Below are 16137 nucleotides of genomic sequence, written 5' to 3' on the forward strand. Positions count from 1 at the left end.
GCTCGTTCGGTTCATCCGAACGAGCGTCCCGTTGGTGCAGACGGAGATCAGCCGCAGGCCTCGATGACCAGCTCCTTGACGCGGGCCGGGTCGGCCTGACCACGCGTGGCCTTCATCACGTCGCCGACGATCTTGCCCGCCGCCGCGACCTTGCCGCCACGAATCTTCTCGGCGATGTCGGGGTTCGCGGCCAGAGCCTCCTCAACGGCCGCCTTCAGCTTCGTGTCGTCGCGTTCGACGACGAGCTCGGGGTGGTTCGCGACGACCTGCTCGGGGTCGCCCTCACCCTCGAGGACGTGGTCGACCACCTGGCGGGCCACCTTGTTGTTGAGCTTCCCGCTGTCGATCAGCGCGACGACCTGCGCGACCTGAGCCGGGGTGATCGGCAGCTCGGCGAGTTCCACCCCGCGGGTATTGGCCTGCTGCGCCAGGTATGACACCCACCACGACCGCGCGGCCTCCGGGGAGGCGCCGGCCTCGACGGTCGCGATGACGAGGTCGAGGGCGCCGGCGTTGACGAGGTCGCGCATGACCTCGTCGGAGACGCCCCAGTCGGCCTGGATCCGGGCACGGCGGACCCACGGCAGCTCCGGCAGGGTGCCACGCAGTTCCTCGATCCATTCCGCGCTGGGCGCGACCGGCTCGAGATCGGGCTCCGGGAAGTAGCGGTAGTCCTCGGCGGTCTCCTTGCGGCGGCCCGGCGACGTGGTCCCGTCGGCCTCCTGGAAGTGCCGGGTCTCCTGGATCACCTCACCGCCGGCCTCCAGCACAGCGGCCTGCCGGCGCATCTCGTACCGCACCGCCACCTCGACGCTCTTGAGGGAGTTGACGTTCTTCGTCTCGGTGCGGGTCCCGAGTTCGGTCGCCCCGATCGGCATCAGCGACACGTTGGCGTCGCAGCGCATCGAACCCTGGTCCATGCGGACGTCGGAGACGTTCAGCGACTTCAGCAGGTCGCGCAGCGCGGTGACGTACGCGCGGGCCACCTCGGGGGCGCGGGCACCGGCGCCGCTGATCGTCTTGGTGACGATCTCGACCAGCGGGACCCCGGCGCGGTTGTAGTCGAGCAACGAATGGCTGGCACCGTGGATGCGCCCGGTCGCGCCGCCGACGTGCAGCGACTTTCCGGTGTCCTCTTCCATGTGCGCGCGCTCGATCTCCACGCGCCACGTGGTGCCGTCGTCGAGGACGACGTCGAGGTAACCGTCGGTGGCGATCGGCTCGTCGTACTGGGAGATCTGGTAGTTCTTCGGCTGATCCGGGTAGAAGTAGTTCTTCCGCGCGAACCGGCCCCACGGTGTGATGGAACAGTTCAGTGCGAGCCCGATCCGGATCGCGGACTCGACCGCCGCCTCGTTCACGACGGGCAACGACCCCGGCAGACCGAGGCACACCGGGCACACCTGCGTGTTCGGCTCGGCACCGAACTCGGTGGGGCACGGGCAGAACATCTTCGTTTCGGTGCCGAGCTCTACGTGCACCTCCATGCCGAGAACAGGCTCGTACTTGGCGAGCACTTCGTCGTAGTCGAGGAGGTCCGGAGCATCGACAGCAGTCATGCCACAGAGTTTATGCGTCCGGGCGTTCACCGAAAAACGCGGTCAGCCGAAAAATGCGGCCGCCTCCTCGTACCGCTCCCGCGGCACCGTCTTGAGGCGCCGGGTCGCCTCCTCGAGCGGCACGAGGTCGATCGACGTGCCGTGCAGGGCCACCATGTTGCCGAAGTCGCCGCGGTGGACCGCGTCGGTGGCGTGCACCCCGAAGCGGGTGGCGAGCACCCGGTCGTACGGCGTCGGGGTTCCACCCCGCTGCACGTGCCCGAGCACCGTCGTCCGCACCTCCTTGCCGATGCGGCGGACGATCTCGTCGCCGAGCTGCTGCGCGACGCCGGTGAATCGCTTGTGACCGAACTCGTCGATGCCGCCTTCGCGCAGACTCATCGACTCCGGGGTCGGAGTGGCCCCCTCGGCGACGACGCAGATGAAATGCGAATCGCCGCGCTGGAATCGCTTCTTCACGAGGGAGCAGACTTCGCCGACGTCGAACGGGACCTCGGGAACGAGAGTGAGATGCGCACCGGTCGCGAGCCCGGAGTGCAGCGCGATCCAGCCCGCATGCCGTCCCATCACCTCGACGAGCATCACCCGCTGGTGGGATTCGGCGGTGGTGTGGAGGCGGTCGATCGCGTCGGTCGCGATGGACAGCGCGGTGTCGAAACCGAACGTCACGTCGGTGCAGTCGATGTCGTTGTCGATCGTCTTCGGAACCCCGATCACGGGCACCCCACTCTCGGCGAGCCAGCTGGCGGCCGTGAGCGTTCCCTCCCCGCCGATCGGGATGAGCGCGTCGATCCCGTTGTCGTCGAGCGTCTGGCGGATCTGGTCGAGACCGGCCTTCAATTTGTCGGGGTTGACCCGCGCGGTGCCGAGGATGGTGCCGCCGCGGGTGAGAATTCGGTCGATCCGGTCGTCGTTGGACAGCACGACCTTGCGATCCTCGAGCAGGCCGCGCCAGCCGTCACGGAATCCCACCACCGAGCTGCCGTATCGGCCGGCGGCGGTCCGAACCACCGCCCTGATCACCGCATTCAGTCCGGGGCAGTCGCCGCCTCCGGTGAGCATTCCGATCCGCATCCAAGCACCCCTCGTCGTCTCGTGTGGTGATGGTGGTTCTCTTTACACATCTTGCCGCTCGAACCGCGTTCGAGCACCTCGGACCGCCGGTTCACTCAGCCGGGTGTGACGAGACCGCTCTCGTACGCCAGGACCACTGCCTGGGCGCGGTCGCGCAGATCCAGCTTCGACAGCACTTTGCCGACGTGCGTCTTGACGGTCTGCTCGGCGACGAACAGGCGCTCCGCGATCTCGGTGTTGGACATGCCGCGGGCGATGAGTTCGAGCACCTCGCGCTCGCGGGGCGTCAGCGCCGACAGCGCTGCCGGTTTGCGGCGCGCCGTGCTGCGGCGGCTGGTCACGTCGGCGATGAGTCGCCGGGTGACGGTCGGCGCGAGAAGCGCCTCGCCGTCCGCGACCACCCGCACCGCACGGATGAGTTCCTCCGCGGGCGCGTCCTTGAGCATGAAGCCGCTGGCCCCGATGCTCAGCGCCTCGTACACGTAGTCGTCGACGTCGAACGTGGTGAGCATGAGCACCCGCACCGGCGGATCGAAACCGGCCGACAGGATGACGCGGGCCGCGTCGAGTCCGTTCATCTCCGGCATGCGGACGTCCATCAGGACCACGTCGGGCCGCAGACGCCGGACCTCGCTCACCGCCACTGCCCCGTCCGGAGCGTCACCGATGACACTGATGTCGGGCTGTGAGGCGAGCAGGGCTCCGAAGCCCTGCCGGACCATAGCCTGGTCGTCGGCGATGAATACGGTGATGGCCACCCAGCCAGCCTAGGCGGAGGCGACCGGGAACTCGGCGTGGACCTCGAATCCGCCGTTGTCGTGCAGGTGGGTGGTGAGTACGCCCCCGACTGCCTGCGCACGCTCACGCATTCCGATGATGCCGTTGCCGCCGGTCGACTCGTGCCTGGTCAGGGCCGAGACGAGGCTCCGCCTCGGCGGGCCGTTCACGATCGACACCGACGCGATCGGCGACTCGTACGCGATCTTCACCTCGACCGCGGCGCCCGCCGCGTGGCGGGCCGTGTTGGCGAGGGATTCCTGCAGGATGCGGTACATCACGAGTCCGACCGACTCCGACACGAGCGTCGGGTCACCGTCGACGTGCCAGGCGACGGGAATGCCTGCCCTGCGGCTGCCCTCGAGCAGCTCGCTGATCTGCTGCACCCCGGGCTGGGGCGCGTGCTCTGCCAGCTGGCCGTCGCTGCGCAGCACTCCGAGCAGTCCGCGCACCTCGTTCAGCGCGGCGCGGCCGGCGGCCCCGATCGATTCGAACTCGGCCCGCGTCTCGTCCGACATGTCGGCGATGCGGTACGGCGCGCTCTGCGCCTGCACCACGACCATCGACATGTGGTGCGCGACGACGTCGTGCAGGTCCCGGGCGATGCGCGCCTTCTCCTCCAGAATCGTCCGGCGAGTGCGCTCGAGCTCGCTCAGTTCCTCCTGCTGCGCGAGTTGCCGGCGGGAGAGCACCAGCCACCGGATCAGCAGGCCGAAGACGACGATCGCGGTCAGGCCCACCGCCCACCCGCGGCCGTTGGTGCCCGGGGTGTCGGCGAGGAACAGCAGGACGGTGGACATCCATGCCACGCCCACTACCGGAATCGCGGCCCGCATGCTGACGGCGGCCAGCAGGGCGAGCATCACCAGGATGTGGACCACCTGCCAGGGGTAGTCGTAGCCGTCCTGCAGTGCGAAGACGCGCGGAATCACCAGCGCCGAGACTGCGGAGACGGCCCAGGCCAGCGCCGGATTCGACCGGATGAGCAGGAACGGGAACGTCGCGAGCGCCGCCACGAACGGTTGAATGGGAGGACTGACCTGGTGGGTCAGCTGCAGGGTCGGCCACGCCACGGCGAACAGGATCGCCGTGACCACGACGATTGCCACGTTCAGCCACTGACCTTCGGCGGCTCTCCGGATGCGCGTCTTCGTCTTCACACCGTCGACAGTAGAAACCGTGGTCACGCAGTGTCCTCATACCCCGGGCTCATGTCGGCGTAGCCCCGGAGTATGAGATCGGGGCCCCCTCGCACCACGAGGCCAGGGATCGAACCGGACTCCGGGGTGATGTGGCCGCGCAACACGAATTCATAACGTTCTCGTCATGCGAAAGACGGGGACACGGAGAACGACTTGGGCCGCGGTGGCGTGCGCCGCAACCGCACTACTGACCACGACAGGATTCGCAGGCACCGGCGCCGCGAGCACGCCCCGGCACGAGAACGCTGCCGCCTCCGCCGCGGTGCACACCCTCACCGCACCGGCCGAGATCTCCGAGGACTCCATTCCCGCGGACTTCGCCGACGTGATGGGCTACACGCCGGTGCCGATCGACGGGATGCTCGCCAATCCCGGCGGGGACTGCTCGTCTCCCGTGCCGCTGCCCCTCGAGTTCGACACGTCGTGCAAGGCGCACGACCTCGGGTACGACCTTCTGCGGTACGCGTCCCGGTCCGGTGAGGACCTGGGTCCCTGGGCGCGGCAGAGCCTCGACACGCAGCTGGATCAGCGCATGCACGCGGCGTGCGACACCCGCGCCGACGAGCAGTCACGGGCGCAGTGCTTCGTCATGGCAAACGTCGCGACCACCTTCGTCACCGGAAACAGCTGGCGCCAGAGCTATTCGGCACCGGTCACCGAATCCGGACTCCCGTATGCACTGGCAGGCGGTGTCGGTGTCGTGCTCCTCGCCGGCGCGGCCTGGTCGATCCGCCGCCGGCCGCATCCGGTCGGAGCCGTCGCATGACCACCACCGCTCTGTCCGGTCCCGGACGGAGCACGGTGCACAGTAGCTCGCACACGAAGCCGAATGCCCTGCGCCGCACTCTGGTCACGACGATCCCGGTCTCCGCTCTCCCCCGCGCCTCCTCCACGATCGTCGTCACCGCCGTCACACTCGCATCTCTTGCTCCCTCACTGCTCCCCCGGAGTGCGCTGACGCAGGCCCTGTTCACCGGGGTCCTCGCCGCGATCGGTTTCGGATTCGTCGTCCTCTTCCGCCGGCTGCGGTACCTCGTCACCCGTTCGCGCAGCCACCACCCGCCGCGGGACTCGGTGCGTCTGCTGGTCCTGATCGGCGCCATGATCGTGGTGACCTGGGCGATCGTGCTCGCCGACCATTGGCAGGATTCGCTGCGCGCCGCGATGGGCATGCCGGGCATCGGGCCGGACCACTGGATGCAGGCGATCCTCGGGGCGGCGCTGACGTTCCTGCTGTTGGTCGGTATCGGCAGCGTCGTCGGCACGGTCGCCCGCCGTCTCGGCTGGATCGGCAGCGCCACCACCGCCGTCGTTCTCGCGACCGGACTGCAACTGGTCGCCGGGCCCGCGTTGTGGGGAATGATGTCCCGTTCCTACAGCGACTCCAACGCTCTCGTCGACGTGTCACTGCACCGGCCGATGTCCGCCGAATTGTCCGGCAGCCCGGACTCCGCTATCAGCTGGGAGTCGCTCGGACGCCAGGGACGACGGTTCGTGGCGGCGGGCGAGCAGTCGGCCGGCATCCGCACCTATGTGGGAATGGACTCGGCACCCGACGTCGAATCGCGTGCGGCACTGGCGGTCTCGGAGCTCGAGCGGGCAGGCGGATTCGCCCGGTCCGCCATCGTCGTCACCGTCCCCACCGGCTCGGGGTGGATCGACGAGAATGCCGCCGAGGGATTCGAGGAGCGCTTCGACGACGACGTCGCGATCGTCGGCATGCAGTACTCGTACCTGCCGAGCTGGATCACGTTCGTGTTCGGACGTTCCGCCGCAGACGAATCGGCGGCAGCGTTGTTCGATGCCGTCGCCGAGCGGATCGCCGATCTTCCCGACCTCCTGCGCCCGGCGCTGTACGTCTACGGCCAGAGTCTCGGATCCGTCGGCGGCAGCGCAATTTTCACCGACGCCGACCAACTCCGCGAGCGTGTCTGCGGCGCACTGTGGGCAGGGCCGCCCGCAGGCTCCGTACTGACGGACGGGGCGACGGTGCTGGCGAACACGTCCGACCCGGTGGTGTGGTGGTCCCCCGACCTGATCGTCCACCGACCCGACCTCTCGCTCGCAGTACGCGATGCGCCGGTCCCCCAATGGATTCCGGGCATCACGTTCCTGCAGACGAGCGTCGACCTGGTGTCCGCGCTGAACTTCGCGGCCGGGCACGGACACCGCTACGGCAGCGAGCAGGGCACCGCCCTGCCCGACTGCTCCTAGTTCGGCGAGCCGATCGGACCGCGTGCGGCCTCGTACGCGGCACCGACGCGGTACAGCCGCTCGTCGGCCAGCGCGGGCGCCATGATCTGCAGTCCCACCGGCAGACCGTCGTCCGCGGACAGTCCCGACGGAACCGACATCGCGCAGTGCCCGGCCAGATTGGTGGGCAGCGTGCACAGGTCCGAGAGGTACATCGCGAGCGGGTCGCCGACCTTCTCGCCCAGCTTCCACGGGGTGAACGGGCTGGTGGGCGACACCAGGACGTCCACCTTCTCGTAGGCCTTCTCGAAGTCCCTGGCGATGAGCGTCCGCACCTTGAGCGCCTGACCGTAATACGCGTCGTAGTAGCCGGACGACAGCGCGTAGGTACCGATCATGATGCGGCGCTTGACCTCCGGGCCGAAGCCGGCGGCGCGCGTCGCAGCCATCACCTGGTCGGCGCTCATGTCGCCCTCGTCGATGCGGAGTCCGTACCGCATCGCGTCGAAGCGCGCGAGGTTCGACGACACCTCGCTCGGCAGGATCAAGTAGTACGACGCGAGCGCGTACTCGAAGTTGGGGCACGACACCTCGACGACCTCGGCACCGAGCTCCGTGAGTTGCGCGACGGCGGCGTCGAACGAGGAGATGACCCCGGGCTGGTAGCTGTCGGAGTGCAGTTCCTTGACCACACCGACCTTCACGCCCTTCAGATTGCCACCGGCGCCCTCACGCGCGGCCGCCACCACGGGGCGCACGGGTGCGTCGATCGACGTCGAGTCACGCGGGTCGTGCCCGGCGATGACCTCGTGCAACAGCGCGGTGTCGAGGACCGTGCGACCGCACGGACCACCCTGGTCGAGCGAGGACGCGCAGGCCACCAGTCCGAAACGGGAGACCGTGCCGTACGTCGGCTTGGTGCCGACCGTCGCCGTGACGGCGGCGGGCTGACGGATCGAGCCGCCGGTGTCGGTGCCGATCGCGAGCGGGGCCTGCCGGGACGCGAGGGCGGCGGCACTGCCGCCGCCCGAGCCGCCCGGGATGCGCGTGGTGTCCCACGGGTTGCGGGTGGGGCCGTAGGCGGAGTTCTCGGTGGACGAACCCATCGCGAACTCGTCGAGGTTGGTCTTTCCCAGGATCGGGATGCCGGCCTCGCGCAGTTTCGTCGTGAGCGTCGCGTCGTACGGTGCGATCCAGCCCTCGAGAATCTTCGACGCGCACGTGGTGGGCATGTCGGTGGTGGTAAAGATGTCCTTGAGCGCCAATGGAACTCCCGCGAGCGGGGAGGCGGGCGCGTTGCCTGCGGCGAGGCTGCTGTCGACTTCCTTCGCCGACACGAGGGCCTGCTCCCCTGCGACGTGCAAGAAGGCGTTCAGTTCACCGTCGACCGCGGCGATGCGGTCGAGATGCGCCTGGGTGACCTCGACGGACGACACCTCACGGCTGTGGATCTTCGACGCGAGATCTGCGGCGTCGAGAGTGGTCAGTTCGGCGCTCATTCGCCCTCTCCAAGGATCTGCGGGACGGCGAAGCGATCCTGCTCGACAGCCGGGGCGCCGGAGAGCGCCTGCTCGGGAGTCAGGCCGGGAACGATCACGTCGGGACGGGTCACGTTGGTGACCGCATTCGGGTTCGCCATCGGCGGAACATCCTCGGCGGGCACCTCGGTGACCACCTTCACGTGGCTGAGAATCGAGTCCAGCTGACCGGCGAACTCGTCGAGCTCGGCATCGGTCAGGGCGAGTCGAGACAGCCGCGCGAGGTGCGCGACCTCGTCACGGGAGATGGCAGGCACCGCGGGGCCCCTTTCGGTTCGGACGTACACAAGTGGGTCCAGCCTAGAGCGTGGCCCGATCAGCCGTGCAGCCAGCGCCGCAACCTGCCCGTCAGGAACGGCAGAACCACGAAGACCATCACCGGAGTCGTGACCACCGACGCCACCACAGTGCGGGTCACCACGTCCAGCGCCGAGAGCCGGGGAGTGACGAACATCGCGATGAGGAGTGAGATCGGAAAGAAACCGAGCCAGATGGTGACCGCCTGCTTCCACCGCGGCGGAGGTGCACTCACCCGTACGGCGTGCGTCAGCGTCGACTGCGGTTCGAACCAGCCCTCCACCCCGGTCAGCCGGTGAGTGACCGTGTCCTGTGCGAGGCCCGTCCCCCTGCCTACCCACACCTTCCTGGCGGGCGACGTCGTCCACGCGTCGAGAGTGTCCTCGTCCGCGAACCGGTACACCACGTGGTACTGCTCGGGATCGGATGCCGCACGCAGCCAGCCCCCGCCCAGGAACCCCGGGAACGTGCCCGCCATCGCCATGCCGGCGTCCGTCCAGCGCAGGAATTCCTGTTCCCGGCCCGCCGCCACCCGCCGCGAGACGGACGTCGTCACTCCCGTTGCCGTGGTGTTCATGCACCCATGTTTGGGCTGTCGTGTTTCGCGGACGAGGCGAATCCGTATCGGCAGTGTCACGAATCGAGCGCGACCTGCGAGTCCCCGTCCCGTCCCCGGCGAAGCCGCAGGGGGGACCGCATACTCGGGAACGAAAGTGCAAGGATGGTGAGCGACGGGGGTCGCAGGTACTCCCGCGTCTATCTCGTGGTGAAAGGGACGCACGTGTCGTATCTGCTTCGCGTCCAGCTCCCCGACCGTCCCGGTAGCCTCGGCTCTCTCGCCGTCGCCCTGGGCTCGGTGGGTGCTGACATTCTGTCGCTCGACGTGGTGGAACGGGGTGCCGGATTCGCCATCGACGACCTCGTGGTCGATGTCGAGCCGGGATCGCTCCCCGACACCCTCATCACCGCCGCCGAGAACCTGCCCGGCGTCACCGTCGACTCCATCCGGCCGTACGCCGGAATCCTCGACACCCACCGCGAGCTCGAGCTCATCGACCAGGTCGCCACCGCGGCGGACGATCGACTGCAGGTCCTCGTCGACGGGGCGCCGCGCGTGCTCCGGGTCGGCTGGTCCGTGGTCGCCGACCTCGGCCCGCACGGCGCATACCGTGTGGTCGGCAGCTCGGGAGCTCCCGAGACCCACGCCACCGAGATCCCGTGGATGCCGCTGGAGAAACCCACCGCGCTCGACGGCGAGGGCGACTGGGTCCCCCAGGTGTGGCGTGACATGAACACCACACTCGCGGCGGCTCCCCTCGGGACGACCGGTCGTGTGCTGATGCTCGGCCGCCCCGGCGGCCCGGAATTCCGTCCGTCCGAGATCGCCCGGCTGGGTTACCTCGCCGGCATCATCGCGACGGTTCTGAGCTGACCACCTCTGAGCTGACCACCGCGCCGGTCCGAGAGGTCCGGCGGTGGCCGCCTCAGACGAGCTCGCGGACCAGGACGGTCAGCTCGACACCGGGGACTGGTGCCCAATTGCGTTCGGGCACAGGCACGAAACCGTTGCGGTCGTAGATCCGGCGGGCGTCTTCCATGTCAGGCTGGGTGGACATCACGACCGCGCGGTCCCCGCGGTCGTATGCCGTGTCCAGCACGTGCCGCACGAGCGCCGACCCGACCCCGGCACCGCGGGCGTCGGGTGACACGGCGAGCATCCGGAATTCGAGTTCACCCGGCTGCGCGACATCGGCGTACGGGGAAGCCGGTTCCGCGATAGTGACGGAACCCACGATCTGGCCCTCCATCACGGCCACTCGCACATCCGCCTTCTCCGCCCGCTCGGCGGTGTCGCGCAACCGGTTCGTGTACGGATCGTGCGCCTCGACGAATCCGCCACCCACGTAGGCGATCAGCGTGAGGTCACCGACGGCCTCGTAGTCGTCCGGCGTCGCATTCCGAATCTCGATCATGTCCAGAACTATGACAGGACGGCTCACGCCGCCCAAAATGCGGGCGTGAGGTTCCGATCACACTCCGGAATCCGCGACGGCGTCCGGTCCGCCCTCCAGCAGTCGGCGGAACCCGTCCTCGTCCAGGACCGGCACTCCGAGTTCGACGGCCTTGTCGTGCTTCGAACCCGGTGATTCGCCGACCACCACGAACGCCGTCTTCTTCGACACCGAACCCGCGGCCTTACCGCCTCGGACGAGGATCGCCTCCTTCGCCTGGTCGCGCGAGAACGTCTCGAGCGAACCCGTGACGACGATCGACAGGCCTTCGAGGTTGCGCGGAATCGATTCGTCGCGTTCGTCTTCCATGCGAACCCCGGCCGCGGACCACTTCTCCACGATCTGCTGGTGCCAGTCGACGCCGAACCACTCGGCGACGGCCGCGGCGATGGTGCCGCCGACCCCGTCCACTGCCGCGAGTTCCTCGACGGAGCTCTCCCGGATCCGCTCGAGCGACCCGAATTCACCGGCCAGGGCACGTGCCGCCGTGGGACCGACATGACGGATGGACAGCGCGACCAGCACCCGCCACAGCGGCTTGTCCTTGGCGGAGTCGAGATTGTCGAGCAGCCGGCGGCCGTTGGCCGACAACCCGCCGGCCTTGGTCCGGAAGAGCGACGTCTTGAGCAGATCGTCCTCGGTGAGCGAGAACAGGTCGCCCTCGTCGCCGATCGCCTTGGCTTCGAGGAGGCTCGTGGCGGCCTCGTAGCCGAGGACCTCGATGTCGAATGCGCCGCGGCCCGCGACGTGGAACACGCGTTCCCGGAGCTGCGCGGGGCAGTACTGCTGGTTGGGGCAGCGAATGTCCGCGTCCCCCTCCTTGGCGGGGGCCAGCAGTGTGCCGCACTCCGGGCAGTGGGTGGGCATCACGAACTCGTACTCGTCGCCCGTCCGGGCGTCGACCACGGGCCCGAGGACCTCGGGGATGACATCACCGGCCTTGCGCAGCACGACCGTGTCGCCGATGAGCACGCCTTTGCGTTTGACCTCGGAGCCGTTGTGCAGGGTGGCGAGGGAGACGGTGGAGCCGGCGACCGTGACCGGTTCCATGTAGGCGAACGGGGTGACGCGGCCGGTGCGACCGACGTTGACCCGGATGTCGAGAAGCTTGGTGGTGGCCTCTTCCGGGGGGTACTTGTAGGCGATCGCCCAGCGCGGCGCCCGCGACGTGGACCCCAGCCGGCGTTGCAGCGACGTCTCGTCGACCTTGACCACCAGACCGTCGATCTCGTGCTCCACGTCGTGCCGGTGCTCGCCCCAGTACTGCACCCTGTCCACGACGGCGTCCGCGCCCGTGACGCGGGCGGTGTGGGTCGACACGGGCAGGCCCCACGCCGCCAGTGCCGTGTACGCGTCGTACTGGGAGACCGGCTCGAATCCTTCGCTCCGGCCGAGGCCGTGGCAGATCATCCCGAGGCGCCTGCGGGCGGTGACGGCCGGATTCTTCTGCCGCAGCGACCCGGCCGCGGAGTTCCGGGGATTCGCGAACGGCGCCTTGCCTTCCTCGACGAGCGCCGCGTTGAGTGCCGCGAAGTCCTCGAGCCGGAAGAACACCTCGCCGCGCACCTCGAGGAGCGCCGGGACCGGGTATTCGTCTGTGCCGGTGAGCTTTTCCGGGATGTCGTCGATGGTCCGCGCGTTGAGGGTCACTTCTTCACCGGTGCGGCCGTCGCCGCGCGTGGCCGCCCGGACGAGCCGGCCGTTCTCGTAGACCAGGTTCAGCGCGACTCCGTCGATCTTCACCTCGCACAGGTAGTGCAGGTCGGGCCCGGTCTCCTGCTCCACCCGGCTGATCCAGGTACGCAGTTCGTCGGTGGCGAAGACGTTGTCGAGGCTGAGCATCCGCTCGAGATGATCGGCGGAGGCGAAGTCGGTGGCGAAACCGCCGCCGACGAGTTGTGTCGGCGAATCGGGCGTCCGCAGGTCGGGATACTGGTTCTCGAGGTCGTTCAGCTCGCCCAGCAGCACATCGAACTCTCCGTCGGAGATGATGGGCGCGTCGCGGACGTAATAGCGGAACTGGTGCTGTCGCACTTCCTCGGCCAGCTCGTTCCAGTGCTCCCGGACGTGTCCGGGGGCCGGTGTCGGGGCTTCGGTCGATTCACTCACTACCGAAGATTAACCGGTCCGGCCGACACCGAACGCCGGACTCAGAGCGATTCGGGGTCATCGGTGAACGCGCTGCTCACCTCGGAGCACAACTTCAGCGCCTCCCGGCTCCAGGACTGATCGGCGCCCGCGAGCCCGCAGGCGGGAGTCACGGCGACCTGGGTCCGCAGCGTCGTGCGCGGAAATCCGAGCCGGTCGATCAACGTCACCGCAGGTCGAGCGAGGTCGCGCCACGTGGCAGGCACAGCGGGAGTGTCGGTCGGAACGAGGCCGAATGCGAGCTCCTTGCCCGCATCGAGCAACTCGCCGATGCCGTCCAGGTCCGCGGACGTCAGCTGTGCCACGTCCAGACCCACTGCGCGGGCACTGCTGCGCCGCAGGAGGTCGGTGGGCAGATCGCCGGAGCAGCAATGCACCATGGTCACCGCGCCGGAGCCCGCGAGGGCGGCCTCGAGCACGGCGAGCGCCTCCGGTTCCGGCATCGCCCGCACGGTCTCGAGCCGCGACCGGCCGGACAGTGTGCCCGCCAGCACGGCGGGCAGTCGTGGCTCGTCGAACTGGACCAGCACCTGCGCGCCGAGACGTCGGTTGACCTCCGCGGCGTGCCGCGCGAGCCCCTCGCCCAGCGATTCGGCGAAGTCGCGCACCGCGCCGGGGTCGGTCAGCACGCGCCGGCCGGTGCCGAGTTCCACCTCGGCCGCCAGCGTGAGTGGGCCCACCGACTGCACCTTCACCACGTGGTCGGCACCGACGAGGCCCGCGCTCTCCCACGCCTCCTCCAGCGCGTCGAGATCCTGGTTCAGGAGGTCGGTCGCCCGCTTGGCGACCGAGCCGCGACGCTGCACCACACGGTAGGCCGTCGTGGACACGTCCAGTTGCAGATCCACAAGCAGAGCGCTGGCCCGGCCGATCATGTCGGCGCCGAGCCCACGGGCGGGCAACTCGACGAGGTGCGGGAGCCGGCCGAGTTCGCCGAGGACGACCGTGGCGGCTTCACGCGGATCGGTGCCCGGCCACGAGCCGACGCCGGTGACGGCCCCGGCCAGTGAGATACCCTGCGTCACTGCGTGTTCGGACGCGCGTCGGTACCCGAGATGGTTCCGCTGCCCAGCACGATGTCGCCTGCCGGGTCGGTCCGGTACAGGACGACGGCCTGCCCCTTCGCGACACCGGTCAGCGGCTCCCGAAGAGAGATGGCGATGCCGCCGTCGACCGCTTCGGCGACGGCCTCGGCGAGCCCGCCGTGCGCCCGTACCTGGACGGTGCATTCGACCGGCCCGGCAGGCGCGTTCCCGGACGTCCACACGGCGCGGTCCGCCGTGATCGCGTGCACTTCGAGGTTGCGTGCGGAACCGACACGGACGGTGCCGGTGTCGGGTTCGATCGACGTCACGTACCGCGGTTGCCCGTCGGCTGCGGGACCCTGGACGCCGAGGCCCTTCCGCTGGCCGATCGTGAAACCGTGCACGCCTTCGTGTTCCGCGAGCACCTCACCCGAATCGGCGTCGACCACACTGCCCGGACGGACACCGATTCGGGCGCCGAGGAACGCGCGGGTGTCGCCGGACGGGATGAAGCAGATGTCGTGGCTGTCGGGCTTGTTCGCCACGGCGAGGCCGCGTTCGGCGGCCTCCTCCCGGATCCGGTCCTTCGGTGTGTCCCCCACCGGGAACATCGCCCGCGACAACTGCTCGGCGGTGAGCACACCGAGCACGTACGACTGGTCCTTGTCCGCGTCGACGGCACGGCGCAGCACGCCGTTCTCGAGCTGCGCGTAGTGGCCGGTGGCCACCGCGTCGAACCCGAGGGCGATCGCACGGTCCGCGAGCGCCGCGAACTTGATCTTCTCGTTGCACCGCAGGCACGGGTTGGGGGTCTCCCCCGCGGCGTACGACGCCACGAAGTCGTCGATCACGTCCTCCTTGAAACGGTCGGCGAAATCCCAGACATAGAACGGGATTCCGAGCACGTCCGCGGCACGCCGGGCATCACCGGCGTCCTCCTTGGAGCAGCAGCCCCGGGATCCGGTCCGCAGCGTGCCCGGCTCGGCGGACAGCGCGAGATGCACTCCCACCACGTCGTGCCCGGCAGCGACCGCCCGGGCCGCCGCCACAGCGGAATCCACGCCGCCACTCATGGCCGCCAGTACTCGCATCAACGATCCCCTCCACGCGCTCCGACACCGGCGAGCCCGGCGGCCCGGGCCCGCTCCACAACTTGCGGCAATGCCGCGACGACTGCATCCACGTCCGCGACGGTCGACGTGTGCCCGAACGAGAAGCGCAGCGATCCCCGCGCGGTCGCCGAATCCACGCCCATCGCGGTCAGGACGTGACTCGGACGAGCGACCCCGGCGGTACACGCCGAGCCCGTAGAACATTCGATCCCGGCGGCGTCGAGCAGCATCAGCAGCGAATCGCCCTCGCAGCCGGGGAACGTGAAGTGGGCGTTGCCCGGCAGTCGCGCGCTGCCCACCGGCCCGTTCAGCACGGCGTCGGGAACGGTCTCGCCGACGCGCTCGATCAGGCGGTCGCGCAGCACGGTCAGGTCCGTCGCGCGGGAGTCGAGGTCGGCCGTCGTGTCGCGCAGCGCCGCCGCCATGCCGACGACACCCGCCGTGTCCGGGGTACCCGAACGCAGGTCGCGTTCGTGTCCCCCGCCGTGCAGCAGCGGCACACACGGCACCTGCCGTCCCAGCAGCAGTGCACCGACGCCCTGCGGTCCGCCGACCTTGTGCGCGGCGATGCTCAGCGCGGACAACCCGCTCGCAGCGAAGTCCACGGGGATGTGCGTGACGGCCTGGACGGCGTCGCTGTGCATCGGCACACCGAACTCGGCCGCGACCGCAGCGAGTTCGGTGATCGGCATGATCGTGCCGACCTCGTTGTTGGCCCACATGATCGTGACCAGGGCCGTCTCGTCCGCGTGGACGGCGAGTTCGTCGCGCAACGTCTGCGGGGACACCCGGCCCAGTTCGTCGACGGGCAGCCACGTGACCTGAGCACCCTCGTGCTTCTCGAGCCACTCCACCGCGTCGAGCACCGCGTGGTGCTCGACGGAACTGGCGAGAATCCGCACCCGGCCCGGGTCGGCGTCGCGCCGGGCCCAGAAGATGCCCTTGACGGCCAGGTTGTCGCTCTCGGTGCCGCCGGAGGTGAAGATGACCTCGGACGGTCTGGCGCCGAGGGCGGCGGCGATGGACTCGCGGGCCTCCTCGATGCGACGGCGGGCGGCGCGCCCGGAACCGTGCAGCGAGGACGCATTGCCCACGGTCCTGAAGATGTCGGTCATCGCCCGGACGGCCGCGGGCACCATGGGAGTGGTGGCTGCGTGGTCCAGGTAGACGGGGTGATCGGCACTGCGGGCAGAGGTCATG

15 protein-coding genes are annotated in these 16137 nt (G+C 69.2%); 3 read left to right on the forward strand and 12 right to left on the reverse strand.

The features are described from left to right. Positions 1-47: 47 nt before the first annotated feature. From gatB to OYT95_RS04105, 4 genes are all read right to left on the reverse strand, one after another. Positions 48-1559, reverse strand: a complete 1512-nt coding sequence (gene gatB / locus OYT95_RS04090; RefSeq protein ID WP_037245430.1) for an Asp-tRNA(Asn)/Glu-tRNA(Gln) amidotransferase subunit GatB — start codon at positions 1557-1559, stop codon at positions 48-50. A gap of 42 nt (positions 1560-1601) precedes the next feature. Beyond that, the gene (locus OYT95_RS04095; RefSeq protein WP_009479670.1) at positions 1602-2633 is read right to left on the reverse strand and encodes an ATP-dependent 6-phosphofructokinase; all 1032 of its coding nucleotides are present in this window, start codon (positions 2631-2633) and stop codon (positions 1602-1604) included. Positions 2634-2728: 95 nt separating this feature from the next. Further along, the gene (locus OYT95_RS04100) at positions 2729-3391 is read right to left on the reverse strand and encodes a response regulator (RefSeq protein WP_005240363.1); all 663 of its coding nucleotides are present in this window, start codon (positions 3389-3391) and stop codon (positions 2729-2731) included. 9 nt (positions 3392-3400) lie between these two features. After that, a complete protein-coding gene (locus OYT95_RS04105) occupies positions 3401-4597 on the reverse strand; it encodes a sensor histidine kinase (RefSeq protein ID WP_037245426.1) in 1197 nt (398 codons plus the stop codon). A gap of 139 nt (positions 4598-4736) precedes the next feature. Here OYT95_RS04105 and OYT95_RS04110 point away from each other — a divergent pair, with 139 nt between their 5' ends. Together OYT95_RS04110 and OYT95_RS04115 are read left to right on the forward strand one after the other, a co-directional pair. Beyond that, the gene (locus tag OYT95_RS04110) at positions 4737-5378 is read left to right on the forward strand and encodes a hypothetical protein (protein ID WP_052033816.1); all 642 of its coding nucleotides are present in this window, start codon (positions 4737-4739) and stop codon (positions 5376-5378) included. Beyond that, entirely contained in the window at positions 5375-6826 is a 1452-nt protein-coding gene (locus tag OYT95_RS04115) for an alpha/beta-hydrolase family protein (protein WP_037245422.1), read from the forward strand. Before OYT95_RS04110 ends, OYT95_RS04115 begins: the two co-directional genes overlap by 4 nt. On the opposite strand, the gene gatA is transcribed toward OYT95_RS04115, so the two are convergent. Genes gatA through OYT95_RS04130 form a run of 3 tightly spaced genes read right to left on the reverse strand, consistent with a single transcriptional unit; the run spans position 6823 to position 9217 of the window. After that, the gene (gene gatA, locus OYT95_RS04120) at positions 6823-8304 is read right to left on the reverse strand and encodes an Asp-tRNA(Asn)/Glu-tRNA(Gln) amidotransferase subunit GatA (RefSeq protein ID WP_037245420.1); all 1482 of its coding nucleotides are present in this window, start codon (positions 8302-8304) and stop codon (positions 6823-6825) included. The two genes, OYT95_RS04115 and gatA, sit on opposite strands and share 4 nt — an antisense overlap. Next, positions 8301-8600: an Asp-tRNA(Asn)/Glu-tRNA(Gln) amidotransferase subunit GatC gene (gatC, locus tag OYT95_RS04125; RefSeq protein WP_005240352.1), complete on the reverse strand. Its 300-nt coding sequence runs from the start codon at positions 8598-8600 to the stop codon at positions 8301-8303. The genes gatA and gatC overlap by 4 nt, the downstream gene beginning before the upstream one ends. A 59-nt stretch (positions 8601-8659) precedes the next feature. Continuing rightward, positions 8660-9217, reverse strand: coding sequence for an antibiotic biosynthesis monooxygenase (locus OYT95_RS04130; protein WP_037245417.1), 558 nt, complete (start codon positions 9215-9217; stop codon positions 8660-8662). Between the two features lie 204 nt (positions 9218-9421). Here OYT95_RS04130 and OYT95_RS04135 point away from each other — a divergent pair, with 204 nt between their 5' ends. Continuing rightward, a complete protein-coding gene (locus OYT95_RS04135) occupies positions 9422-10072 on the forward strand; it encodes an amino acid-binding protein (RefSeq protein WP_025432327.1) in 651 nt (216 codons plus the stop codon). A gap of 52 nt (positions 10073-10124) precedes the next feature. Here OYT95_RS04135 and OYT95_RS04140 read toward each other — a convergent pair whose 3' ends face one another. From OYT95_RS04140 to OYT95_RS04160, 5 genes are read right to left on the reverse strand one after another with little or no spacing between them, the layout of a single operon-like run. Further along, positions 10125-10613, reverse strand: a complete 489-nt coding sequence (locus tag OYT95_RS04140; protein ID WP_037245415.1) for a GNAT family N-acetyltransferase — start codon at positions 10611-10613, stop codon at positions 10125-10127. A gap of 57 nt (positions 10614-10670) precedes the next feature. Continuing rightward, positions 10671-12761 carry an NAD-dependent DNA ligase LigA gene (gene ligA / locus OYT95_RS04145; protein ID WP_112299404.1) on the reverse strand — a complete coding sequence of 697 codons (2091 nt, stop codon included), beginning with the start codon at positions 12759-12761 and terminating at the stop codon, positions 10671-10673. A 41-nt stretch (positions 12762-12802) separates the two neighbouring features. Then, entirely contained in the window at positions 12803-13825 is a 1023-nt protein-coding gene (locus OYT95_RS04150; RefSeq protein WP_037245411.1) for a methionine synthase, read from the reverse strand. After that, positions 13822-14916, reverse strand: a complete 1095-nt coding sequence (mnmA, locus tag OYT95_RS04155; RefSeq protein ID WP_037245409.1) for a tRNA 2-thiouridine(34) synthase MnmA — start codon at positions 14914-14916, stop codon at positions 13822-13824. Before mnmA ends, OYT95_RS04150 begins: the two co-directional genes overlap by 4 nt. Then, positions 14916-16136, reverse strand: coding sequence for a cysteine desulfurase family protein (locus OYT95_RS04160; protein ID WP_037245407.1), 1221 nt, complete (start codon positions 16134-16136; stop codon positions 14916-14918). Before OYT95_RS04160 ends, mnmA begins: the two co-directional genes overlap by 1 nt. Position 16137: the final 1 nt, after the last annotated feature.

The sequence above is a fragment of the Rhodococcus sp. JS3073 genome (assembly GCF_026810085.1).
Lineage (GTDB): Bacteria > Actinomycetota > Actinomycetes > Mycobacteriales > Mycobacteriaceae > Rhodococcus_F > Rhodococcus_F wratislaviensis.